This window comes from Micrococcus sp. GPGPB33 (assembly GCF_037853785.1).
Taxonomy (GTDB): Bacteria; Actinomycetota; Actinomycetes; order Actinomycetales; family Micrococcaceae; genus Micrococcus; species Micrococcus luteus.
Genome location: NZ_JAQMWO010000002.1, coordinates 1,814,481 through 1,838,038 on the forward strand (window position 1 = coordinate 1,814,481; position 23,558 = coordinate 1,838,038).

At 71.1% G+C, this 23,558-nt stretch carries 17 protein-coding genes and 2 pseudogenes; 13 read left to right on the plus strand and 6 right to left on the minus strand.

What is annotated here, in order from left to right; translation table 11 throughout:
• Nucleotides 1–73 precede the first annotated feature (73 nt).
• The 8 genes and pseudogenes from POD19_RS08685 to POD19_RS08720 all read left to right on the plus strand — a co-directional run bounded on the left by POD19_RS08685 (nt 74) and on the right by POD19_RS08720 (nt 11,680).
• Nucleotides 74–2,026 carry an APC family permease gene (locus tag POD19_RS08685; RefSeq protein WP_036382845.1) on the plus strand — a complete coding sequence of 651 codons (1,953 nt, stop codon included), beginning with the start codon at nt 74–76 and terminating at the stop codon, nt 2,024–2,026.
• A gap of 159 nt (nt 2,027–2,185) precedes the next feature.
• Nucleotides 2,186–3,658 (plus strand): class I SAM-dependent RNA methyltransferase, encoded by a 1,473-nt coding sequence (locus POD19_RS08690; protein WP_020625083.1) that lies wholly within the window; start codon nt 2,186–2,188, stop codon nt 3,656–3,658.
• Nucleotides 3,659–3,859: 201 nt separating this feature from the next.
• The gene (acnA, locus tag POD19_RS08695; RefSeq protein WP_020625084.1) at nt 3,860–6,562 is read left to right on the plus strand and encodes an aconitate hydratase AcnA; all 2,703 of its coding nucleotides are present in this window, start codon (nt 3,860–3,862) and stop codon (nt 6,560–6,562) included.
• A gap of 183 nt (nt 6,563–6,745) precedes the next feature.
• Nucleotides 6,746–7,337: pseudogene (locus POD19_RS08700) on the plus strand (transposase); the annotation flags it as partial.
• 213 nt (nt 7,338–7,550) lie between these two features.
• Complete coding sequence (locus tag POD19_RS08705; protein WP_031943827.1) at nt 7,551–9,074, plus strand: IS21-like element ISMlu14 family transposase; 1,524 nt, start codon at nt 7,551–7,553, stop codon at nt 9,072–9,074.
• The gene (gene istB, locus POD19_RS08710; protein WP_010078636.1) at nt 9,071–9,856 is read left to right on the plus strand and encodes an IS21-like element helper ATPase IstB; all 786 of its coding nucleotides are present in this window, start codon (nt 9,071–9,073) and stop codon (nt 9,854–9,856) included. Before POD19_RS08705 ends, istB begins: the two co-directional genes overlap by 4 nt.
• A gap of 127 nt (nt 9,857–9,983) precedes the next feature.
• Nucleotides 9,984–10,160: pseudogene (locus tag POD19_RS08715) on the plus strand (IS5/IS1182 family transposase); the annotation flags it as partial.
• Nucleotides 10,161–10,529: 369 nt separating this feature from the next.
• Nucleotides 10,530–11,680, plus strand: a protein-coding gene (locus tag POD19_RS08720) for an IS3 family transposase (RefSeq protein WP_340309509.1) whose coding sequence is annotated in 2 segments (ribosomal slippage) — nt 10,530–10,800 and nt 10,800–11,680 — 1,152 coding nt in all. Because the reading frame shifts where the segments join, the coding sequence is not laid out codon by codon here.
• 67 nt (nt 11,681–11,747) lie between these two features.
• On the opposite strand, the gene POD19_RS08725 is transcribed toward POD19_RS08720, so the two are convergent.
• From POD19_RS08725 to POD19_RS08740, 4 genes are all read right to left on the minus strand, one after another.
• A complete protein-coding gene (locus POD19_RS08725; protein ID WP_144819003.1) occupies nt 11,748–12,371 on the minus strand; it encodes a CueP family metal-binding protein in 624 nt (207 codons plus the stop codon).
• Nucleotides 12,372–12,553: 182 nt separating this feature from the next.
• Nucleotides 12,554–12,889, minus strand: a complete 336-nt coding sequence (locus tag POD19_RS08730) for a metal-sensitive transcriptional regulator (RefSeq protein ID WP_020621614.1) — start codon at nt 12,887–12,889, stop codon at nt 12,554–12,556.
• Nucleotides 12,890–12,900: 11 nt separating this feature from the next.
• Complete coding sequence (locus tag POD19_RS08735) at nt 12,901–15,036, minus strand: heavy metal translocating P-type ATPase (RefSeq protein WP_036382829.1); 2,136 nt, start codon at nt 15,034–15,036, stop codon at nt 12,901–12,903.
• A gap of 89 nt (nt 15,037–15,125) precedes the next feature.
• Nucleotides 15,126–15,713, minus strand: coding sequence for a YdhK family protein (locus tag POD19_RS08740; protein ID WP_020627858.1), 588 nt, complete (start codon nt 15,711–15,713; stop codon nt 15,126–15,128).
• Between the two features lie 501 nt (nt 15,714–16,214).
• Here POD19_RS08740 and dxs point away from each other — a divergent pair.
• The 4 genes from dxs to POD19_RS08760 are packed head-to-tail and all read left to right on the plus strand — an operon-like array spanning nt 16,215 to nt 20,052.
• Nucleotides 16,215–18,230, plus strand: a complete 2,016-nt coding sequence (gene dxs / locus POD19_RS08745; protein WP_144819005.1) for a 1-deoxy-D-xylulose-5-phosphate synthase — start codon at nt 16,215–16,217, stop codon at nt 18,228–18,230.
• Nucleotides 18,227–18,745 carry a hypothetical protein gene (locus POD19_RS08750; RefSeq protein WP_036317662.1) on the plus strand — a complete coding sequence of 173 codons (519 nt, stop codon included), beginning with the start codon at nt 18,227–18,229 and terminating at the stop codon, nt 18,743–18,745. The genes dxs and POD19_RS08750 overlap by 4 nt, the downstream gene beginning before the upstream one ends.
• A 3-nt stretch (nt 18,746–18,748) precedes the next feature.
• Entirely contained in the window at nt 18,749–19,723 is a 975-nt protein-coding gene (locus POD19_RS08755; protein WP_036317666.1) for an aldo/keto reductase, read from the plus strand.
• Entirely contained in the window at nt 19,723–20,052 is a 330-nt protein-coding gene (locus POD19_RS08760; RefSeq protein WP_020627854.1) for a PLD nuclease N-terminal domain-containing protein, read from the plus strand. Before POD19_RS08755 ends, POD19_RS08760 begins: the two co-directional genes overlap by 1 nt.
• Nucleotides 20,053–20,059: 7 nt before the next feature.
• Here POD19_RS08760 and POD19_RS08765 read toward each other — a convergent pair whose 3' ends face one another.
• Nucleotides 20,060–20,572 (minus strand): Rieske (2Fe-2S) protein, encoded by a 513-nt coding sequence (locus tag POD19_RS08765; protein ID WP_020627853.1) that lies wholly within the window; start codon nt 20,570–20,572, stop codon nt 20,060–20,062.
• Nucleotides 20,573–20,666: 94 nt separating this feature from the next.
• Here POD19_RS08765 and POD19_RS08770 point away from each other — a divergent pair, with 94 nt between their 5' ends.
• Entirely contained in the window at nt 20,667–21,323 is a 657-nt protein-coding gene (locus POD19_RS08770) for a hypothetical protein (RefSeq protein WP_036382836.1), read from the plus strand.
• A gap of 41 nt (nt 21,324–21,364) precedes the next feature.
• On the opposite strand, the gene POD19_RS08775 is transcribed toward POD19_RS08770, so the two are convergent.
• Nucleotides 21,365–23,536: a 3-hydroxyacyl-CoA dehydrogenase NAD-binding domain-containing protein gene (locus tag POD19_RS08775; protein ID WP_186299591.1), complete on the minus strand. Its 2,172-nt coding sequence runs from the start codon at nt 23,534–23,536 to the stop codon at nt 21,365–21,367.
• Nucleotides 23,537–23,558: the final 22 nt, after the last annotated feature.

Sequence of the window (23,558 nt, forward strand, 5' to 3'; positions counted from 1 at the left end):
CGCATCCGGCGGGCACGTCCGGGAGCATCCGCGTCGCCGCGGCGTCCGGGCCCGGCGGGGGTACCGTGGTGCGGTGGCCACGCTGTCCTCCCTCCTGCGCCGCGGCCTCCTCGGTCGCCCCGTGACGTCGCACGCCGCCGACGAGCCCCGCATGAACCGGTGGCGGGCGCTGCCCGTGACGTCGTCGAACGCCCTGTCCTCCCTCGCCTACGCCCCGGACGAGGTCATCCTCACCCTGGTCGCGGCCGGCACGTCCGCGCTCGCGCTCGGACCCGCCGTCGGCTGGGCCGTCGTCGCGGTGATGCTGCTCATCGTCGTGTCCTTCCGCGCCGCGGTCGCCGCCGTTCCGCACGGCGGCATCTATCACATGGCCGGCATGAAGCTGGGCCCGAGGGCCGGCGTCGTCGCCTCGGCCGCGCTCCTGCTGGACTTCGTGTTCACCGCCGCGGTCTCCGTGGCCGCCTTCGCCCACTTCGTGGCGGCGCTGGCCCCCGGACTCACCGTCGGCAGCCGCGTGCTGGTGGCCTCGGCCGCGCTCGTGGGCGTACTGCTGGCCGCGCTCCGCGGGGTGCGGCTGTCCCGGTGGGTGCTGCCCGTGCTCGTGAGCGTGTTCGTCGCCCTGACCGCGCTGCTCGTCCTGGCGGGCCTGTGGCAGGAGGGCCGTGGGCTGCTCGGCGCGGCGCCGACGGCCGGCTGGACGCAGGAGGGCGCCGGGGTCGGCGGGACCGTCGGCACCGTGGCGACGGCGCTGCTCGCCCTGCGCGCGTTCAGCGCGGGATCGGTGCTGCTCACCGGCGTCGAGGTGCCGGTCTCGAGCACCCGCCTGATGGCCCGGCCGGCCGTGCCCACGGTGCGGTGGGTGCTCACCGTGATGGCCCTCACCCTCGGCGCGCTGACCGTGGGCGTCATGCACCTGGCCCAGCGCACCGGCGTCGTCGTCGGGCTGGAGCTGGAGAACCTCCGGGACGCCGCGGGTGCCGAGGTCACGCCCGACCGCGCCCCCGCCCCCGTGCTCGCCCAGCTCGCGGACACCGTGTACGGCCCGGGCAGCATCCTGTCCGTCGCCACCATCGCGGCCACCGCCCTGCTCCTGCTGTTCGCGGCCAAGTCGGCGTTCCGCTCGTTCCCCGCCCTGGCCGCGCGCGTGGCCGAGGACGGCTACCTGCCCCGGCAGCTGAGGGTCCGCAGCGACCGGCTGGTGCACACGTGGAGCGTCCTCGGGATGGGGGCCGTGGCCCTCTCGCTCGTGCTGTTCTTCGAGGCCCGGACCGCCCTGCTCGTGCAGCTCTACGTCATCGGCGTGCTGCTGGCCTTCACGCTCGCGCAGGCCGGCATGCTGCGGCTGTGGCGCCGCCGGCTCGTGCACACACCGGGCGCCCGGGCCCGCGCGGCCGTCCGGCTGCGCCTGATCATCACGGCGGTGGCCTGGGTGGTCACGGCGCTGGCGGGCGTCGTCGTCCTGGTCACCCGCTTCACGCAGGGCGCGTGGGTGGCGCTGCTGGCGATCGTGCTCGGCTCGCTGGTTATGGGGCGGATCCGCCGCCACTACGCGGACGTGGACCGCGAGCTCGCACCGGACCCCCAGGACGACGCGCGGGCCCTGCCCTCGCGGGTCCACGTGGTGGTCGTCGTGACCACGCTGGACCGGCCGGCGCTGCGGGCGCTGGCCTACGCCCGCGCGTCGCGGCCGTCCTCCCTCGAGGCCGTCGTCGTGGACGCCGAGCGCGCCGCCACCCTGGAGGTGATCGACGCCTGGGAGCGTGCCGGCCTGCCGATGTCGCTCACCGTGATCGCCTCGCCCTACCGCGACACGGTGGCCCCCCTGGTGCGGCATGTGCGCGAGCACCGACGCCGCTCCCCGCGGGACCTGACCATGGTGTTCATCCCGGAGTACGTGGTCCGGCCGGGCTGGCGCACGCTCCTGCACAACCGGACCGCCACCCGCCAGACGCGGCGACTGCAGCGGGAGCCGGGCGTGATGGTGGGCTCGGTGCCGTGGCAGGTCCACGAGGGCCAGGGCTCTTGACCGCCCCGGCGCCCCCGGGGAGCGGCGGATGACGCCGTCCGACGGCGCGCCCACGATCAAGGCGACACAGCCGCATCGGTCTGCAAGGATGATGATGATCTGACCAGTCGATGCTCAGGGCAAGACCTGAAGCGCGCTGCGATGCGAGAGGAGCCAGACATGGCAGTCGTCGACACGTCCACAGACGTCACCGGGATCGGGAGGACCATCGAGGTGGAGGTCGGGGCCATGGCCCACGGCGGCCACTGCGTGGCCCGGCACGAGGGGCGGGTCGTCTTCGTGCGCCACGCCGTGCCCGGTGAGAAGGTCCGGGTGGCCCTGACCGAGGCCGAGGACGGGGCCCGCTTCTGGCGCGGCGACGTCGTGGAGGTGCTGCGGCCCTCCGAGTTCCGCCGCATCCACCAGTGGAAGCTCGCGGACATGCTGCGCGCCCACGCCTCGGGTCGCCCGCCCGTGGGCGGCGCCGAGTTCGGCCACATCGTGGTCCCGCACCAGCGCCGGCTCAAGGCCCAGGTCTTCCGGGACACGGTGCACCGCATCGCCGACCTCGCGGTGGAGCCGGAGGTGTGCTTCGCCGGCTCCGAGGACGAGCCCACCGGCCAGCGCTGGCGGACCCGGAACGCGTTCGCGGTGACCCCCCAGGGGCACATCGCGATGCACGCCTACCGTTCGGCGACCCTCCTACCCGTGCGCAACATGCCGCTCGGCGTGCCGGCCCTCGATGCGCTCGCCCTGTGGGACTGGGACTTCACCGGAGCCGCCCGCGTGGACGTCGCGACGCCGGCCTCCGGCTCCCGCCCCCTCGTGCTGGTGACGCCCACCCCGCAGACGCGGGCGGACGAGGTCAAGCTCGGCCGGCTGCGCACCCGGATCCGCCAGGCGGCCAATGCGTGCGGCGTGGACGTCTCCACCGGCCTGGCCCTGCCCGGCCCGAAGCAGTTCCAGCCGGTCAAGGTCGAGCGCATCACCGGCAAGACCTGGGTCGAGGAGACCGTGGAGTCCGAGCGCGGCGGCACCAAGCGCTTCCGCGTCACGGGTGACGGCTTCTGGCAGGTCCACCAGCACGCCCCGGCCACCCTCGTGGACGCGGTGCTCGAGGACGCGCGCGTCGAGCCGGGCCAGGTCGTGGCCGACCTCTACGGCGGCGCCGGCCTGTTCAGCGCGTACCTGGCGGACGCCGTGGGACCCGAGGGCCGCGTGTACTCGGTGGAGGCCTCCCGCCAGGCCTCGAAGGACGCCCGCCGCAACCTGCACGACCAGCCGCAGGCCTCGGTGCTCAACGGCCCCACGGACAAGGTGCTCGGCAGCTGGCTGAAGTACCCCGAGCGTCCCGTGGCGGACGGCGGCCTCGGCGGTGCCGCGCTGGACACCGTCGTCCTGGACCCGCCGCGGGCGGGCGCGGGGCGGCGGGCGATCGAGCGCATCCTCGCGCTCGAGCCGGGCCGCATCGTGTACGTCTCGTGCGACCCCGCCTCGTTCGCCCGCGACCTGGCGTGGCTGCGCGACGGCGGCTACGAGGTGGAGCGCGCCCGCGTGTTCGACCTCTACCCGGACACCCACCACCTCGAGTCGGTGACCGTGCTGGTGCCGGCCGCCCAGAGCGCCCCGGCCGCGGCCGTCGTCGAGATCTGACCCGGCATCCGCGTGGCGGCCTGCGGGCCGCCGCGCGCCATGCCCGCGTCACACGGGACCGGCGCGGTACCCTGGGACGCAGTGCGGCACCTGTGACGCAGACGACGCCCGTCCCGGACGGGGCGCGGTCCGCGGCCGCGGGTGACCACCCCCCACTGGACGAGCGCCCGGAGGAAACCGGGCGGGAAGAGGAGTCCTCTCGTGACCACCGTCGACAGCTTCGGCTCCAAGGGCGTCCTGGACGTCAAGGGCGCCGAGTATGAGATTTTCCGTCTGAACAAGGTCGAGGGGGCGCAGAAGCTGCCCTACTCCTTGAAGGTGCTGCTGGAGAACCTGCTGCGCACCGAGGACGGCGCCAACGTGACCGCCGACCAGATCAAGGCCCTGGCCGCCTGGGACCCGAACGCCCAGCCGGACACCGAGATCCAGTTCACGCCGGCGCGCGTGATCATGCAGGACTTCACCGGCGTGCCCTGCGTCGTGGACCTGGCCACCATGCGTGAGGCCATCCAGGACCTGGGCGGCGACCCGGAGCGCGTGAACCCGCTCTCCCCGGCCGAGCTCGTGATCGACCACTCCGTGCAGATCGACTCCTTCGGCAACGACGCCGCCATCGAGCGGAACATGGAGATCGAGTACGAGCGCAACGGCGAGCGCTACAAGTTCCTGCGCTGGGGCCAGACCGCCTTCGACGACTTCAAGGTCGTCCCCCCGGGCATGGGCATCGTCCACCAGGTCAACATCGAGAACCTGGCCCGCACCGTGATGACCCGCGAGGTCGACGGCGTGCTGCGCGCCTACCCGGACTCCTGCGTCGGCACCGACTCGCACACCACCATGGTCAACGGCCTGGGCGTGCTCGGCTGGGGCGTCGGCGGCATCGAGGCCGAGGCCGCGATGCTCGGCCAGCCCGTGTCCATGCTGATCCCGCGGGTCGTGGGCTTCAAGCTGACCGGCAGCATCCCGTCCGGCGCCACCGCGACCGACGTGGTGCTGACCATCACCGAGATGCTCCGCCAGCACGGCGTGGTCGGCAAGTTCGTCGAGTTCTACGGCGAGGGCGTCGGCTCCGTGCCCCTGGCCAACCGCGCCACCATCGGCAACATGTCGCCCGAGTTCGGCTCCACCGCCGCGATCTTCCCGATCGACGAGGTCACCCTCGACTACCTGCGCCTGACCGGCCGCTCCGAGGAGCAGGTCGCCCTCGTGGAGGCGTACACCAAGGAGCAGGGGATGTGGCACGACCCGTCCTCCGAGGTCGCCTACTCCGAGTACCTCGAGCTGGACCTGTCCACCGTGGTGCCCTCCATCTCCGGCCCGAAGCGTCCCCAGGACCGCATCGAGCTCACCGACTCCAAGGACCAGTTCCGCAAGGACCTGCACAACTACGCCACGCAGGACGAGGCCGGCGAGGGCCGCCCGTCCAAGCTCGTGGACGTGGCCATGCCGGACGGCCGCCAGTTCCAGCTGGACCACGGTGCCGTGTCCATCGCCTCGATCACCTCGTGCACCAACACGTCAAACCCCTCCGTGATGATGGCGGCCGGCGTGCTGGCCCGCAACGCGGTCGCCAAGGGCCTGAAGTCCAAGCCGTGGGTGAAGACCTCCGTGGCCCCGGGCTCCCGCGTGGTGACCGACTACTACGAGAAGTCCGGGCTGCGCGAGTCCCTCAACGACCTCGGCTTCAACGTGGTCGGCTACGGCTGCACCACCTGCATCGGCAACTCCGGCCCGCTGGAGTCCGAGATCTCCGAGGCCATCCAGGAGAACGACCTGTCCGTGACCGCGGTGCTCTCCGGCAACCGCAACTTCGAGGGCCGCATCAACCCGGACGTGAAGATGAACTACCTGGCCTCCCCGCCGCTGGTGGTCGCCTACGCCCTGGCCGGCACCATGGACTTCGACTTCGAGAACGAGGCCCTGGGCCAGGACACGGAGGGCAACGACGTCTTCCTCAAGGACATCTGGCCGGACCCGACCGAGGTCCAGCAGATCATCGACGCGTCGATCGACACCGAGATGTTCACCTCGCAGTACGCCACGATCTTCGACGGCGACGAGCGCTGGCAGTCCCTGGAGACCCCCTCGGGCTCCACCTTCGAGTGGGACGAGAAGTCCACCTACGTGCGCAAGCCCCCGTACTTCGAGGGCATGACCATGCAGCCGGACCCGGTGTCGGACATCTCCGGCGCCCGCGTCCTGCTCAAGCTGGGTGACTCCGTGACCACGGACCACATCTCCCCGGCCGGCTCCTTCAAGTCGGACACCCCGGCGGGCCGCTACCTGCTGGAGAACGGCGTGCAGCGCAAGGACTTCAACTCCTACGGATCCCGTCGTGGCAACCACGAGGTCATGATCCGCGGCACGTTCGCGAACATCCGCATCAAGAACCAGCTGCTCGACGGCGTGGAGGGCGGCTTCACGCGCGACTTCACCCAGGAGGGCGCCCCGCAGGCCTACGTGTACGACGCGGCGCAGAACTACGCCGAGCAGGGCACCCCGCTGGTGGTCCTGGGCGGCAAGGAGTACGGCTCCGGCTCCTCCCGTGACTGGGCGGCCAAGGGCACCGCGCTCCTGGGCGTCAAGGCCGTGATCACGGAGTCCTTCGAGCGCATCCACCGCTCGAACCTCATCGGCATGGGCGTGCTGCCGCTGCAGTTCCCGGAGGGTGAGAACGCCGACTCGCTGGGCCTGACCGGCACCGAGACCTTCGACATCTCCGGCATCACCGCCCTCAACGAGGGCACCACGCCGAAGACCGTGAAGGTCACGGCCACCGGTGAGGACGGCAGGGTCACCGAGTTCGACGCGGTCGTCCGCATCGACACCCCCGGTGAGGCCGAGTACTACCGCAACGGCGGCATCCTGCAGTACGTGCTCCGTCAGATCGCCGCGAAGGCCTGATCCACGGGACACCGCCCGCGCGCGGGCACCACGACGACGGCGGCCCGCCGCCCTCCGCACGGAGGGCGGCGGGCCGCCGTCGTCGTGGCCGCTGGGGCCGACCCCGGTGCACGACCGCTCTTCATCCCCCAGTTCAGAGTCCGGCTCACCCTCGGGCCAGACGGGCCTAGGGCGTGTCTGACAATGAATCCAGGGTCGGCTGGCGCCCTCGAAGACACGTCCCGGTTCCAGATGCTCCCCGCCTGCACGGGCCGGCAGGGGCGGCCGTTCGCCGATGACCGCACGAGGGTCGAAGCCATCATCCACCGGGACAGGTGCTTCGATCCCGTGGCGGGACCTGCCCGAGGTCTCCGGGCCCTGGCTGAGTAGTGTGGACCTGGCACGGCCGCATGGCCGAAGAGGGCACCTGGGACACGGTGCTGGCAACACGGACCACCTGCAGCGGATGCCGAAATCCTGATCGATTGGTCGGTCTCGGTCGACTCCACGATCGCCCGCGCCCATCAGCACGCGAGGAACACCACCCGGCTCAGAGGGGCTGGATCGAACGACAAGGAATCCGCGTGAAGAACCCGCCGATCACGGCCTCGGGCGCTCACGGAGCGGGCTGAGCACGAAGACCCATCAGCTGGTCGACGGTGCTGGGCGAGAGGGCGTACTCATCGCGGGCGATCGGCACCCATCTGCGCGCCGGTGGCATCAAGGCCGTCCTCCCCAACCGGCTGACCAGCAGGGCCACCGCAGACGCCGCGGCTCGGCCGGCGGCCGACCCGTGTGTAAGCGGCCATGAAAAGCTGCCCATAGGTGGCCAGGGAATGACCCGCTGACGGCCATGAGGACTGCCCAGTGATGGCCACGGGAACTGCCCGGTGCTGGCCATCTGGTTTGCCCGCGTTGCTCGTTGCCCGCCGCGTCGTGAGCCGGCGGGGGCCTCCTCCCCGGGTTGGATATCGGTGTCGAATCGAATCCAGCGAGGAAGAGGCCCTGAATGAAGGATGCCGCAGAAACCATGAAAATACTCAGTGCCTATGACCTGACCAAGTCATTGCGGGGCGCCGCCGAGCTGGCCGGTTGCTCCCATCACACCGTGGCCCGGCTGGTGCGGGCCCGCGACGCCGGCCAGACCCCTGGATCCGGAGCCAGCCGCCCGAAGGTCACCGATGTCTGGCTGCCCAAGATCGAGGAATGGGTCGAGGCCTCCACGGGCAGGATCCGCGCCGATGTCGTGCACGCCAAGCTCACCGCAATGGGCTACACCGGCTCTGAGCGCTCCACCCGGCGGGCGGTGGCCGAGGTGAAGGCCGCCTGGCGGGCCGGGAAGCGCCGGGTGCACCGGCCCTGGATCACCGAGCCGGGCGCATGGCTGCAGTACGACTTCGGCGATGGGCCGGCGATCGACGGGGCCAAGACGGTGCTGTTCGTGGCCTGGCTGGCCTGGTCCCGCTACCGGATCGTCATCGCCCTGCGTGATAGGACGGCTCCGAGTGTGTTCGCCGCCCTGGACCGGTGCTTCCGGCTGATCGGGGGCGCGCCGACCTATGTGCTGACGGATAACGAGAAGACAGTGACGGTCTCTCATGTGGCCGGGGTGCCGGTGCGTAACCAGGCCACCGTGGCGTTCGCTCGGCATTACGGCGTGGAGGTGCTGACCTGCCAGCCAGCGGATCCGGCCGCCAAGGGCGGGGTGGAGAACGCGGTGAAGCTGGCCAAGGCCGACCTGGTCCCGAAGGACACCAACCTGCGGGACCAGTACGCCTCGTTCGCTGAGCTCGAGGCCGCCTGCGCGGGGTTCATGGCCATGGTGAACTCCCGGGAGCACCGGGTGACCCGGCGCCGCCCGGACCACATGCTCGCCGAGGAGACCAGCGCGTTGCATCGGATCCCCGCCACGGCGCACACCGTGGCCTACGGGGTGGGACGGAAGGTGCCGGAGAACACGCCGATGGTCTCCTTCGAAAACGCCCAGTACTCGGTGCCCGCGCACCTGCTCGGGGCCGAGGTGTTCGTGCGCCATCACGGCACCGGACCGGACTCGATGGTGGTGATCATGCACGCCGGTGCGCAGGGGCCGGTGGAGGTCGCCCGGCACCGGGTGGCCCGGCCCGGGTCCCCGGCCATCGACGACGCGCACTTCCCCGGCCACGAGACGGACAAGGTGCCCGGGGACTACACCCCGGTGCCCCGTTCGGCGGCGGAGGCCGAGTTCCTGGCCATCGGGGCCGGAGCGAGGACCTGGCTGGTGGAGGCCGCCGCGGCCGGCACCAGCCGGATCGGTCAGAAGATGGCCGAGGCCGTCACCCTGGCCAAGCTCGCCGGCACCGACCAGGTCGACCGCGCCCTCGGGGTGGCCGCGGTGCACCAGCGCTTCGCCCACGGCGACCTGGCCTCCCTGCTCACCGCCGCCGGCCACCGCACCGGGATGCACACCGCCACCGAGGAACGGTCCCTGACCCAGGGCACCGCCGGCTGGGCCGGCCTCGGTACCTCCAACACCGAGGGGGCAGCCCGGTGAGCATCCACACCCCGAACACCGCCGCACCGGCGCTGCCGGCCGATTTGGAGGCGCTGTTGCGGCAGCTGAAGATGCCCCACGCCCGCGGTATCGCCGCCGAGGTACTGGCCACCGCCCGGGCCCAACGCTGGGAGCCGGCCGAGGTCCTCAAGGCCCTGCTGGTCGAGGAGACCACCGGTCGGGCCCGATCCATGCTCGCCGCCCGGCGCAAGGCCGCCGGGTTCCCCACCGGCAAGACCTTCACGACCTGGGATCCGGGCGCCTCCTCGATCCCGGCCCCGACCCAGCAGTCCCTGCGCACCCTGGAATGGCTCTCGCGCAGAGAGAACCTCGTGGTCTGCGGGCCCTCCGGCACCGGCAAGACCTTCTTCCTCGAGGCCCTGGGCCAGCAGGCCGTGGAGGAGGGCAAGCGGGTGGCCTGGTTCACCCTGGAGGACCTCGGGGCGATGATCCGGGCCCACCGGCCCGATGACACCATCACCAAAGCCGTCGCCCGAATCCTGCGCGCCGACCTGATCGTCATCGACGACATCGGCCTGCTGCCGGTCGCCGACGATGCCGCCGAGGGCCTCTACCGCATCGTGGACGCCGCCTACGAGAAACGCTCCGTAGCGATCAGCTCGAACCTGCACCCGGCCGGCTTCGACGAGCTGATGCCCAAGACCCTGGCCACCGCCACCGTGGACCGGCTCCTGCACCACGCCCACGTGTGCCAGACCACCGGAGACTCCGTACGGATGACCCAGGCAATGGCCGGGAAGGGAGTCATGCCACTGAACTGATCCCATCACGGTGGCCAGCACCACCACCCAAACGGGCAAACCAGCTGGCCACCAGTGGGCAGTTCTGATGGCCACCAGCGGGAAGAAACACTGGCCGCCTATGGGCAGAACTCAATGGCCCTTGACACCCGTGGGCCTGGACTCGGAGGCTTACACGGGCCGGAACGTGATCGAGCGCCAGGACGCGCACCTGAAGCAATGGCCGGGCCTGGCGAGCAGGTACGACGAGTACGCGATCGTGTACTGGGCTGCCGTGGTCCTGAATGCTGTGCTCGCGTGGTCGACGGCATTGTCGGACACGCCCGAGTGGCGTGTTCGAACTGATCGACGATCCAGGTCAAGTGCTCGAGAAGCTCGGCGAGGCTCAGCACCGGCAGGTATGAGCGTGAGGACCTGGACAGAGAGGATCCCCCGAAATGCACATCGTGAAACAGAGTGAGCGATGTAGTGCTCTTCAGTTGGCACTGGTTGATATTGGTCGACGAGGCTTCAGCCCGGTCTGGTGATGCCCTGCGATGACTCTGAAGCCGGCTCTCGGGCGAATCCTCACATCGGGACGCCGAGACCCTGTGGGAGTCCAAGGATGGGACTGGGCTGACCCCGTTTCGTAGGTCCAGTCGTTATGAGAGTCGTCCTGTTGCCCGCGGTCGCGGGCAGGGAGACTGGTCAGATCATGACGAACAGCAGGAAGCGTCACACCCCCGAGCAGGTCGTCCGTAAGCTCGGGCAGGCCGACAGGATGCTCGCCGATGGTCAGGACGTCGCGGCGGTGTGCCGGGAGCTCGGGGTGTCCGAGCAGACGTACTACCGGTGGCGGAACCAGTACGGCGGCCTCAAGGCCGACGACGCAAAGCGCCTGAAGGAGCTGGAGAAGCAGAACGCGACCCTGAAGCGTCTGCTCGCGGAAGCGGAGCTGGAGAAGGCCGCGCTCAAGGAGCTGGCTGAGGGAAACTTCTAAGCCCGGACAGGCGCCGCGCCGCCGTCGATCACCTCAAGCGCAAGTTGCGGGTGAGCGAACGGATGGCGTGCCGTCTGGTCGGGCTGAGCCGCTCCGCGTACCGGCGACCGCTCAAGGGCGACACGGTCGCGGACCCGGATCGGGCGCTCAGGGAGTGGCTGCGCGCCTGGGCGAAGGGCCATCCCCGCTACGGGTATCGGCGGGCGTATCACGACGCCCGCGCCGAGGGGTGGGTGGTGAACCACAAGAAGATCCAACGCCTGTGGCGTGACGAAGGGCTCCGGGTCCCGCAGCGGCGTCGACGCAAGCGCGTCGGGTCCTCGACCGTCGACGCGCCGACGGCGGACGCGCCGAACGTGGTGTGGGCGGTGGACTTCCAGTTCGACGCCGACGAGCACGGACGACCGATCAAGATCTGCTCGATCGTCGACGAACACACCCGGGAGTGCATCGGCGGGCTCGTGGAGCGCTCGATTACCGCCGACCGACTCACCGCCCACCTCGAGGACCTCGTCGCCGCCCGGGGCGCCCCGGCGGTGCTCAGGTCGGACAACGGGCCGGAGTTCATCAGCGAGGCGGTGGCCGACTGGGCCGGCACCCGCACCGGCCTGTCCTACATCCCTCCGGGCTCGCCGTGGCGCAACGGGTACGTCGAGTCGTTCAACAGCCGGATCCGCGACGAGTGCCTCAACATCAACAGCTTCTACTCGCTGCTGCACGCACAGGTCATCATCGGCGACTGGAAGGACGAGTACAACCACCACCGCCGGCACTCCTCGCTCGGCTACCTAACCCCAGCCGAGTACGCTCGGCAGTGCACCCATCAAATGGAAACCGACGACTCACAGAACGTCCGGACCGAATGAAGGGGGCGGCTCAGGACGTCTCGACGCCTGATCTGTCGGCGCTGCAGAGGAGCATGAGACCTGGGCCTTAAACCAGCTGAAGACCGGTCAAGCAGGTGGGGTCGTCGGGGCGGGTCGAGATGGCCTTTTTCGCGGTGCGGCCTTCAGCTGAGACAGTGAGAGTAGCGTCAATTCCACGCGGCAGCCAGACCCCGACGAATCCGTTGTCGTACGTCGTCAGCGTTTCATCGAGGAGGGTCTCCCCGGACGTCGCCTCGACCACGGTGACGTGGACGTCAGTATTGGCGAGTTCGCCGGTGCAGGTCGTGAGGCTGTGGAAGTAGCATTCGTGAGTCTGGCTGCGATACGGGGCGATAGAGACGTAGAACTCGTCTTCTGGCATCGGCACGGTGGTCTGATTGTTCTGATCGTCGGTCAGTACAAGCTGGTCGGGTTCAATCGACGCGATGAATTCAGACGAGCGATCTGTCACCTTCGTTGAGTCGAGGCGCGTGATGATCTCGCGAGCATTCAATCCGTCTAGATTGTGCTCGACCACCAGTGAGTGATCGGATCCTGCATCAGCGGACGGTCCCGCATCAGCACAGCCGCTGAGCAGGAGGACGGCGCTGGTCGCCAGACCGGTCAAGGCCGCGCAGATCCTCAGGCGGCTCCTGGAGGACTGGATCGGAGCAACAATGGCAAGTGGCATGCCCAACTCTTTTCTCAGGTGAACGTGTTCATGTCGTCAGGTTAGACAGAAGGCATCCCGAGTTCGCCGGTGCCAAGGGCGCGACGAGGTGCAAAGCACGCCTGCCCGGAGACATCAAGAGCCTTGTCCTGATCTGGGGTCCACCGGTCCGAAGCACCCTGTGTTGACGAAATCGGATGGTGTCAGGAGCGCACGAGGCGATTGATGGCGTCGGTGGCCTCCTGGATCTTGGTGATGGCCGCGTCTTCATCGCCTTTCTTGGCGGCGTCGAGCACGCAGTGCTTGAGGTGGTCATCGAGCAGACCGGTCGCCACTCCTTGCAGGGCGCGGGTGAGGGCCGAGACCTGGGTGAGGATGTCGATGCAGTACTTTTCGTCGTCGATCATCTTCGTGATGCCGCGGGCTTGGCCTTCGATGCGCTTCATGCGGTTGCGGTAACGGTCCTTGTCACTGATGTAGCCGTGCCGATGGGCTCCGGTGTCGGCACCGGTCTCATCGGCTGCAGTTTCAGTGGTCACGAGTGCGTCCTTCACTTCTGGTGCTCCAGGACGGAGCGGGTGCTGGCATCTGGGGCGAGGTCGATGCGACGCAGCAGCTGGGCGTTGAGCGCGACGACGACGGTGGAGATCGACATCAGGATCGCACCTACTGACATCGGCATGACGAAGCCGACGGGTGCGAGCACGCCAGCCGCGAGCGGCACAGAGAGCAAGTTGTACCCTGCAGCCCACCACAGGTTTTGCCTCATTTTACGGTATGCGGCACGGGAGAGCTGGATCACCGAGAGCACGCTACGCGGGTCGGAGCTGGCGAGGATGACACCTGCAGAGGCGATGGCGACGTCGGTGCCGGCCCCGATGGCGATGCCGACGTCGGCCTGGGCCAGGGCAGGGGCGTCGTTGACGCCGTCGCCGACCATGGCGACCTTCTTGCCCTCCTTCTGCAGCTGGTCGACCTTGGCGGATTTGTCCTCGGGGCGGACGCCGGCGAAGACCCGGTCGATGCCGAGCTCTCTTCCCACCTCGTTCGCCACGGCTTCCGCGTCGCCGGTGATCATGACGACCTCGACGCCGAGCTGATGGAGCGCATCGACGGCGTCGCGGGACTCTGGGCGAACCTCGTCGGCGAGCTTGAGACCGCCGATGACCTTGCCGTCGCGGAGGACGTGCAGGATGATCGCACCCTCTGCCCGCCATTCGTCGGCGACACCGATCTCGTCCTGGCCGGTCTCCTCGAGCAGACGGGGTCCGCCGACGCGGATCTCATGGTCGGCCACCGTCGCGGTGACGCCGACCGCCGGGGAGGAGGTGAACCCGCTGGCCGGTTCGACGGCGAGGCCCTTCTCCTTGGCGGCGGTGACGATGGACCGGGCGAGGGGGTGCTCACTGTCGGCCTCGGCGGAGGCGGCCAGGGCGAGAAGCTGTTCGGCATTCAGGCCGCCGGTCGGCTCCACGCCGGTGACGGTGGGCTCGCCCTTGGTCAGGGTGCCGGTCTTGTCGAAGAGCACCGCGTCGACCTGGCGCATGGACTCCAGGGCGAGGCGGTCCTTGATCAGGACGCCGCCGCGGGCGGCGCGCTCGGTGGCGATGGACACGACCAGAGGGATCGCCAGACCCAGCGCATGGGGGCAGGCGATGACGAGGACAGTGATGGTGCGAACGACCGCGTCGTCGGGGAGCCCGAAGAGCGTCCAGACGACGGCGGTGATCAGCGCAGCTCCGAGGGCGAACCAGAACAGCAGGGCCGCAGCCCGGTCGGCGATGCGCTGGGCACGGGAAGATGAGCCCTGCGCCTCGGCGACGAGCCTGTTGATGCCCGCCAGAGCCGTGTCGTCGCCGGTGGCGGTGATCTCTACGCGCAGGCCGGAGTCGGTGGCCACGGTGCCGGCGGTGACGTTCTCGCCCTCGCCGCGGGCGACGGGGTGTGATTCGCCGGTGATCATGGACTCGTCCATGTCGGCGCGGCCGTCGACGATGGTGCCGTCGGCGGGGACGCTGCCGCCAGGCCGGACGATGACGACGTCGCCGACGCGCAGCTCTGCCGGGTCGACCTTGACGACGTCGTCTCCCTCTATACGCTCAGCCTCGTCAGGGAGCAGCGCGGCGAGGGAGTCCAACGCCGAGGTGGTCTGGGCCAGTGAGCGCATCTCGATCCAGTGGCCCAGCAGCATGATGACGATCAGCAGCGCCAACTCCCACCAGAACTCGAGCTCGGGGTGGACGAGACCGACAGTGGCGGCCCAGGAGGCGAGGAACGCTACGGTGATGCCGAGCGCGATGAGCAGCATCATCCCCGGCTGGCGGCTTTTCAGCTCGCTGACAGCACCGGTGAGGAACGGGGTGCCGCCCCAGGCGTACATGACGGAGCCGAGGACTGCGGCGACCCAGCCCGCCCAGCTGGGGACCGAGTAGCCCAGGAGCATGGCGAACATGGGGGAGAACGCGACCACCGGGATGGCGATGATCAGATTGATCCAGAACAGCCGCCGGAACTGGCCGACGTGGTCGCCGTGGCCCGCGTGACCACCGCCGTGATGACCGTGCCCGGCGTGGTCACCGTGTTCCATGGTGTGGTCTTCGTTCTCGGCGCGCGAGTCGTCACGGTGGCCGGACTCGGTGGTCGCGACGCCGGCGTGGTCATGGTGATGCGTGGTCGGGTCCGTCATGCTCTTCGCTTCCCCTCGTCATTCCCCGATCTTTCCTTCGATCGGGTCGTATTTCGCCGCGGACCTTCAGCGCGCCCGCGGCGATCGGCTCAGGAGGCCGGCTTGAGCTCGCTCTCGACGACCCACTTGTGGTTGGTCATCGTCATGCCGTCGGACTCGTAATCGACCATGTAGACGGTCTCCTCGGTGGAGGAGGCGATGGTCGCCTTCGCGCCCTTCATGCCTTCCATGTGTTCGGCCTCGAGAGTGACCTCGGTGCCGTCGGCCAGACGTTCATCTCCGGCGTCCTTGATCTCCTGCTGGACGACCCACTTGTGATCCTTGACCGGCTCCCCGCCTGCGGACGGCGTGAAGTCCACCGCATAGGTGTACGTGTCGTACGCGCCGGCGATCATCGCGTTCGCACCGTCCATGCCCTCCATGTGGTCGGCGGTGAGCGTGACCTCGGTGCCGACCGGGTATGTGGGCGACGCAGCCGTCTCGATGCCCTCGGGGGCGGGGCCGCCGTCCATCGGATGCTCCATCCCGCCGCTGTCAGAGCTGCTGCCGTGGCCCTCGTGCTGGCTGGTCGTCGAGGGGGTCCCTTGGTCCTGGTCGCCGCCGGTGCTGCAGCCGGTGAACACGAGCGCTCCTCCGAGCACTCCTGCGGCGACGGTGGTCTTGAGGTGCTTGCGCATGAAGTCTCCTGTTCGTTCTGGTCCAGTCAACGCTATACCCCTCCCGGGTATCAAGTCGATGTCGATCGGCGGGCGTGGAATCGCCCGGCCAAGATCCAATCGACCCGGGGTGGCAGCGCTGAGGCTGCGATGGAGAACATCGGCTCGGCGGCCCTGGTCGCAGATGGAATCGAGGCCCGAACGGACGGGCTCACCTCGCTCGCCGTCGTGACGGGATCGGCTGCGTCGTCTCGTGAACATCACCGTGGTGAGAAGACGATCCCAGTACCGCCGATCACCCAAGAGAAATTGGTCTTGTACGGTTGCATCGTCGGGCGTCCCATCGAGACAGGGATCCTGAGAGCCGACGGAAGCTGTGCAACTATCGCCAGGCAGAGCGAAGCATGTCTCAGTACGTGCTCCGTCAGATCGCCGCGAAGGCCTGATCCACGGGGCCCGCCCGCGCGGGCCGCCGCCCGCGTCCCGCCCGGGCGCGGACCCGCGGAGTAGGCTGGTCGCACCATGGAACATCTGCCCCCCACGAGCCCCGGCGCCCCGCTGCTGCCGCAGATCGCCCGCCCGGCGGACCTGTCGGCCCTCACGGAGGACCAGTTGACCGCGCTGGCGGCGGAGATCCGCGCCTACCTGATCGCCCACGTCTCCAAGACGGGTGGCCACCTCGGACCGAACCTGGGCGTCGTCGAGCTGACGCTGGCCGTGCACCGCGTGTTCGAGTCGCCGAAGGATGCGGTCATCTTCGACACGGGCCACCAGTCGTACGTGCACAAGCTGCTCACGGGGCGCCAGGACTTCACGACGCTCCGCCAGGAGGGGGGCCTGTCCGGCTACGGCGACCGCACCGAGTCCGAGCACGACGTGGTGGAGTCCTCGCATGCCTCCAGCTCGCTCTCCTGGGCGGACGGCATCGCGCGGGCCTGGGCGCAGACCGGGCAGGGGGACCGCACCGTGGTGGCCGTGATCGGCGACGGCGCGCTCACGGGGGGCATGGCCTGGGAGGCGGTCAACAACATCGCCGCCGGCCGGGACCGTCGCGTGGTGATCGTGGTCAACGACAACGGCCGCTCGTACGCGCCCACCGTGGGCGGCGTCGCCGAGCACCTGGGCGGACTGCGCCGCGGGGTGCTGGACAAGGTGCGCACCCACCACCGCTACGAGCAGACCCTCGACTACCTCAAGCGCCGCCTCCAGGAGGCCGGCCTCGCGGGGGAGCTGGTGTACCGGCCGCTGCACGCGGCGAAGAAGGGCCTCAAGGACCTCTGGGCGCCGCAGGGCCTGTTCGAGGACCTGGGCATGAAGTACATCGGTCCGGTGGACGGTCACGACCTCACCGCCATGGAGGAGGCCCTCGAGGACGCGCGGGCGTACGGCGGGCCCGTGATCGTCCACGCGATGACCGAGAAGGGGCACGGCTATCCGCCGGCGGTCGCGCACGAGGCGGACCAGTTCCACGCGATCGGCGTGATCGACCCCTCCACGGGCGAGCCCATCACCTCGTCGACGGCCCAGTCCTGGACCTCCGTGTTCGGCGAGGAGATGGTCGCGATCGCGGACGAGCGGCCGGACGTCGTGGCCATCACCGCCGCCATGCAGAACCCCGTGGGCCTGGCCCCGATGGCGCTGGCCCACCCGGACCGGGTGTTCGACGTCGGCATCGCCGAGCAGCACGCGGTCACCTCGGCCGCCGGCATGGCCTTCGGCGGCCTGCACCCCGTGGTGGCCGTCTACGCGACCTTCCTCAACCGCGCCTACGACCAGGTGCTCATGGACGTGGGCCTGCACCGTGCGGGCGTGACGTTCGTGCTGGACCGCGCGGGCGTCACCGGGCCGGACGGCCCGAGCCACCACGGCATGTGGGACCTGGCCCTGCTGCAGTCGGTCCCGGGGCTGCGGATCTCCGCGCCCCGCGACGCGGACACGCTCCGGGAGGAGCTGCGCGAGGCCGTCGCCGTCGAGGACGCGCCCACCGTGGTGCGGTTCGCGAAGGGCTCGGTCGGCGAGCCGGTGCGCGCCCTGGAGCGGCTGTCGGACGGCACGGACGTGCTCGCCCGGCGCGGCGAGGCCGGCGGACGCGACGGCGCCGAGCGGGACGTGCTGATCGTGGCGGTGGGCGCGATGGCCGAGCTCGGCCTCGACGTCGCCGAACGGCTCGAGCGGCACGGCATCAGCGCCACGGTGATCGACCCGCGGTGGGTCCTGCCCGTGGCCCGGTCCGTGATCGACACGGCCGCCCGCCACCGGATCGTCGTGTGCCTCGAGGACGGGGTGCGGGCCGGCGGCGTCGGCTCGCGGATCCGGCAGGAGATGCGCGCGGCCGGCGTGGACACCGCCCTGAACGAGGTCGGCCTGCCGGTCGAGTTCCTCGCCCACGGCAGCCGCGAGCAGGTGCTGGCCCGCGTGGGCCTCACCGCGCAGCGCATCACCCAGGACACCGTCGCCCAGGTCCTCGGCGCCAAGGTCCCGTACGCCCGGCCCGTCCCCGAGGACGCGGCCGCCCCCCACCACCAGGAGCAGGCATGAGCATCGTCCGGCTGTACCGTGAGACCGTCGGCGACGACGGCACCCGGCTCTTCGAGTACCGCGAGGCATGGGCCGACGCGGAGGCCGGGGAGTTCGTGGTCCACCACGGCCGGGTCGGCCAGCCCGGCACCGTCGGGGAGCAGCCCCTGGCCGACCAGGTCGAGGGTGATCAGCTGCTGGCCGCGTTCGTGGCGCAGGGCGCGGAGGAGGGCTTCGCCGAGGCGGACCCCGCGACCTTCGCCGTGCTGCCGGTGGCCTACCGGCTCCGCGGCCGGGAGGCCACGGTGATCGAGCGGCGCACCGTGGAACGGCTGCGCGTCGAGGTGACCCACCAGCTGGCCTGGCGCGGTCTTGGCGAGGTCGAGGACGTCGTCGAGGAGGCCGGTGCCCTCGTGCTGCGCGTCCGGACCCCCCACGCCCGCAAGGCCGCCGCCGAGATCCCGGCGGCCGCCAAGCGCGCCGACGGCGTGCAGCCGAACAAGGTGGACGTCCGCACCGCAGAGCAGGAGGGCTGACCCGTGCGCCACACCCGTCTCGGCCGCTCCGGGCTGACCGTCTCCGTCGTCGGCCTGGGCTGCAACAACCTCGGCCGCCCCGGCACCGCCACGCTGGAGCAGGCCGGCACCGACGCCGTCGTCCACGCCGCGCTCGACGCCGGCATCACCTTCTTCGACGTCGCCGACGTCTACGGCGCCGAGCCCGGCCTGTCCGAGGAGCGGCTCGGCCGCGCCCTGGGCGCCCGCCGCGACGAGGTGGTGATCGGCACCAAGTTCGGCATGGACATGGGCGGTGTCGCCGGCGACGACGGCGGCGCGCGGGGCTCCCGCCGGTACATCGTGCGCGCCGTCGAGGACTCCCTGCGCCGCCTCGGCACCGACTGGATCGACCTCTACCAGTTCCACACCCCGGACCCGGCCACGCCCATCGAGGAGACCCTCCGCGCGCTCGACGACCTCGTGCGCGCCGGCAAGGTCCGCTACGTGGGCCACTCGAACCGGGCCGGGTGGCAGATCGCCCAGGCCGAGTACGTGGCCCGCGAGCTGGGCGTGGAGCGCTTCGTGTCCGCGCAGAACCACTACAACCTGCTGGACCGCCGGGCCGAGCTCGAGGTGGTCCCGGCGGCGGCCGAGTTCGGGCTCGGCGTCCTGCCGTACTTCCCGCTGGCCAACGGGCTGCTCACGGGCAAGTACTCGCAGGGCGACGCCCCCGAGGGCTCGCGCCTGTCCCACGTGCGCCAGCACATGGTGGCCGACGCCGACCTGGAGCAGCTGGCCGCGTTCGGCCGGTTCGCCCGGGAGCGGGGGATCACCGAGGTCCAGGCCGCGATCGGGTGGCTGGCGGCGCAGGGGCCGGTGTCCTCCGTGATCGCCGGCGCCACCCGTGCCGCGCAGGTCGTGGAGAACGCGGCGGCGGCCGACTGGCTCGCCACCGCGGAGGACCTGGCCGAGCTGGACGCCCTGTTCCCGGGCCCGGAGAAGGTCGCGCTCTTCTGATGGCCGGCGCGCTGACCGGCGCGGCCGCCGCGACCCCGCTCGTGCCGACGCCGGGGGAGGCCGCCCTGGGCTGGACCGTGTCCGTCGTGGCCGGTGCGCTGTGGGTGGCCGGCTTCGTCTCGCTGGGCCGCAGCCCCCTGGACGCCCGGGCGCGCCTGCCGTGGGTCGGCCTCATGCTGCTGCTGCCGGTGCTGGGGGCGCTCATCTGGTTCTGGTGGCGGCACCGCTACTACCCGGCGCGGCGGCGCGAGCAGCCGGCGTGGGACCCCAACGACCGCTCCGCCGTCGTGGTGCCCCCGCGCCGGCGCTACGGCGCGCCGGAGGAATGAGCCGGGCTCAGAGCTTGACGACGATGCGGTCGTCGACGACGGCCGCGTCGTAGTCCATGAGGGCCTTGCGGGCCGGGCCGCCGAACGGCTTCCCCGAGGTGACGTCGAAGTGCGAGCCGTGGCAGGGGCAGGCGTAGGCCGGGCCCTCCTGCCGGTCCACGACCTGGAGCAGGCAGCCCTGATGCGTGCACACGTTGGTGAAGGCGGTCACCGTGGTCTCGTCCACGCGATGCATCATCAGCGTCCGACCCTGCACCTGCACCTCCCGGGAGGCGCCCACGGGCAGCTCGGCGGCGGGCAGCGCGTCGACGGCGTCGGAGCCGGTGTAGTGGTCCTGCGCGGTGTCCTTCTCACGCAGCCGGTCCGTGCAGCCGGCCAGCGCGAGTGTGCCGGCACCCGCGGCGGCGACGGCGGCGCCGCGGCCCAGGACGGTGCGGCGGGAGGTGTCCGGGCGGGCGTGGTCGTCGCAGCAGCCGGACCGGGAGGAGTTCGGGGTGAGGGGGGAGTCCTGCGTGGTCATCGACCCATTATCGCCCGTGGCGAGGGCGGATGCGACCGGGCCCGACGGGTGCGAGGATCGGGGGGACGGACCCCCGAGCCCCAGGAGCACCGCCGTGACCCACCCCGCCCCGCGCCCCACCGGCGCCGCCCGTTTCGACCTCACTCCCTTCGAGCGGTGGGAGGCCGTGACCCTCGACGACGTGCACGTCGGCTTCCTGCACCGGGTGCTGGAGGACGGCGTGCTGACCACCCGCATGGGCTTCGCCCCCACGCCCGCCCAGCGCGCCGCCCGCGGTGGACTGCCCGAGCGCTACCTCGCCCAGACGCAGGTCGGCTTCACGCCCGACGGGGACGGCTGGGCATGGACGACCCACGAGGACTCCGCCGGAGCCCAGCGGGTGCGCATCGACCGTGAGCGGGCCGGCATCGACGCCGCGGTGCTGCCCTCGTACGCGGAGTACCTCCTCCTCGCGCGGGTGGCCGCCGAGGGCCCGCTCGCCGTGGACCGGCTCGAGGAGGCCTCGCCCCTGCAGGGCGGGCTGCGCGTGCCCCGCGCCGAGCTGCGCCCGGCGGACGCGGGCGGGTCGGACGTGCGGGTGGCCGTCGTCGCGGACGGCGTGGAGCTGGGGGCGCACCTCGTGCGCGAGGGCGCCGTGGTCGCCTCCGACTGGGGCGGGGGCACCGCCTCGACCCCCGTGGCCGACCAGGCCGCGGCGACCGCCGGGCTCGACGCGCACGTGGTGACGTTCGCCGGGCTGCCGATCGCCTGAGCCGTGGGCCGGGCCGTCGCGGACGGCCCGGCCGGGGCCGGTCAGGCCTGCGCGGCCGGGTGGAAGCGCCGCCCGTTCACCCGCTCGGCGGCCCCGCAGTCGTCCAGGTACGGCGTGATGCCGCCCAGGTGCAGGGGCCAGTTGGCGCCGAGGATCATGCACAGGTCCACGTCCTCGGGGGCCGCGACGACGCGCTCGTCCAGGAGCAGGCCGATCTCCTCGGCCAGCGCGTCCTCGACCCGGCGCAGCAGCTCCTCGGAGGTCTGCGGGGTCGAGCCCTGCTCCAGCAGGGCCGCGGTCGCCTCCGGGATCTGCTCGCCGGTCGCGCCGGCGGCCTCCTCGTCGCGCCGGTCGGGGCGGACGTCCTTGGCCCAGATCGCGGTCTTGCCGGCGTCGATCAGGCGCTGCAGGTTCGCCGAGACCGGGAAGCGCTCCGCGCCGAAGGACGCGGAGAGGGACTCGGACACGTGCTGGGCCACGGGGATGCCGACCATGGCCAGGAGGGTGAACGGCGTCATCGGCAGGGCCAGCGGGTCCAGCGCGTGGTCGGCCTCGTGCGCGTCGGTGCCCTCGTCGAAGGAGTTCTGCACCTCGCCCATCATGCGCAGCAGGACGCGGTTGACCACGAACGCGGTGGCGTCGTGGACGAGCACGCCGGTCTTGCGGAGCCGGCGGGTCAGTTCGAACGCGGTGGCCACGACCTCGTCCGTCGTCGCCTCGGTCCGCACGATCTCCACGAGCGGCATGACCGCCACCGGGTTGAAGAAGTGGAAGCCCACGAGGCGCTCGGGATGCTCGAGGACCTCGGCCATGGCGGCCACGGACAGGCTCGAGGTGTTGGTCATCAGGATGGCGTCCTCACGCACGATGCCCTCGAGCTCGCGGAAGACGGTGCGCTTGACCTCGAGCTCCTCGAAGACGGCCTCGATGACGACGTCGGCGTCCGCATACACGGCTTTGTCCGTGTCCGCGGTGATCAACCCGGCCAGGGCCTGGCCGTCCTCGGCGGAGAGCCGTCCACGGGAGACCATCTTCTCGACCTGCGCGCGCACGCCCGCCAGGCCGCGCTCGACGCGCTCGGCGTCGATGTCCGTCATGACGACGGGCACCCGCAGGTGCCGGGCGAAGACGAGGGCGAGCTGGCCGGCCATCAGGCCTGCACCGACGATGCCGACCTTGCGGACCTCGCGGGCGAGCTCGCGGCCCGGGTCGCCGGCGGGGCGCTTGGCGCGGCCCTGGACGAGGTCGAGGAACGCGTACACGGTGCGGCGGAACTCGGGGGAGTGCAGCAGGGTCCCGAGGGCGTCCGCCTCGGCCTGGGCGGACTCGGCGCGGGTGCGCGTGCGGGCGCCGGTGAACAGGTCCTCCAGGTGGCGGCGTGCCGGCAGGTGGCGTCCGGGGCGAGCGTCCTGCAGCCGCTCCAGCGCCGCCAGGGCACGGTCCCAGGCGGCGTCGGACACGTCGCGGTCGCGGTGGGCGGCCAGTTCGGCCGCCACGGACTCGTCCCCGGCGACCAGGGCGGCGGCGAGCTCGAGGCCCGCGTCGAGGAGGTCCCCCTCCACGATCCGGTCCATCAGGCCGAGCCCGTGCGCCGCGCGGGCGTCGAGCATGCGGTTGTCGTCGAGGGGGTTCTTCAGCACGACGTCGACGGCGGCCTCCGGGCCGATCAGATGGGGCACGCGCCACACGCCGGACCAGCCGGGGATCAGGCCGAGCCGGACCTCGGGCAGGCCGAAGCCCTTCGCATCGGCGGCCACCACGCGGTGTCCGGCGGCCAGGGCCAGCTCGAGGCCGCCGCCGAGGGCGAGGCCGTTCACGAGCGCGACCGTGGGGATCTCGAGGGCCGCGAGCCGGTCGTAGACGGCGTGGCCGAGCAGGGCCAGGTCGCGGCCGACGTCGTCGGTGAGGCCCGCGATCAGGGACAGGTCCGCCCCGGCCGCGAAGGTCCCCTCCACACCGGTCACGGCCAGGGCCTGGATCTCGCCCGCGGCGGCCCGGGCGGCCTGCTCGTCGAGCACCCGGCCGAGGCCGAGGAGCGTGGCCGGGCCCAGGGTCGCGGGCCGGCGGGGTCCCTGCCCGTTGTCCAGCGTGAGCAGCGCGAGCGTGCCCGCACCCTCGGGCAGGGCGTGGTCGGTCACGGTGACGGTGGTGACGACCTCATCCGGGGCCAGGGCGGGCAGGTGGTCGAAGGAAGCAAGAGAAACGGATGTCATGCGGGTCACACTACCGGCGAGT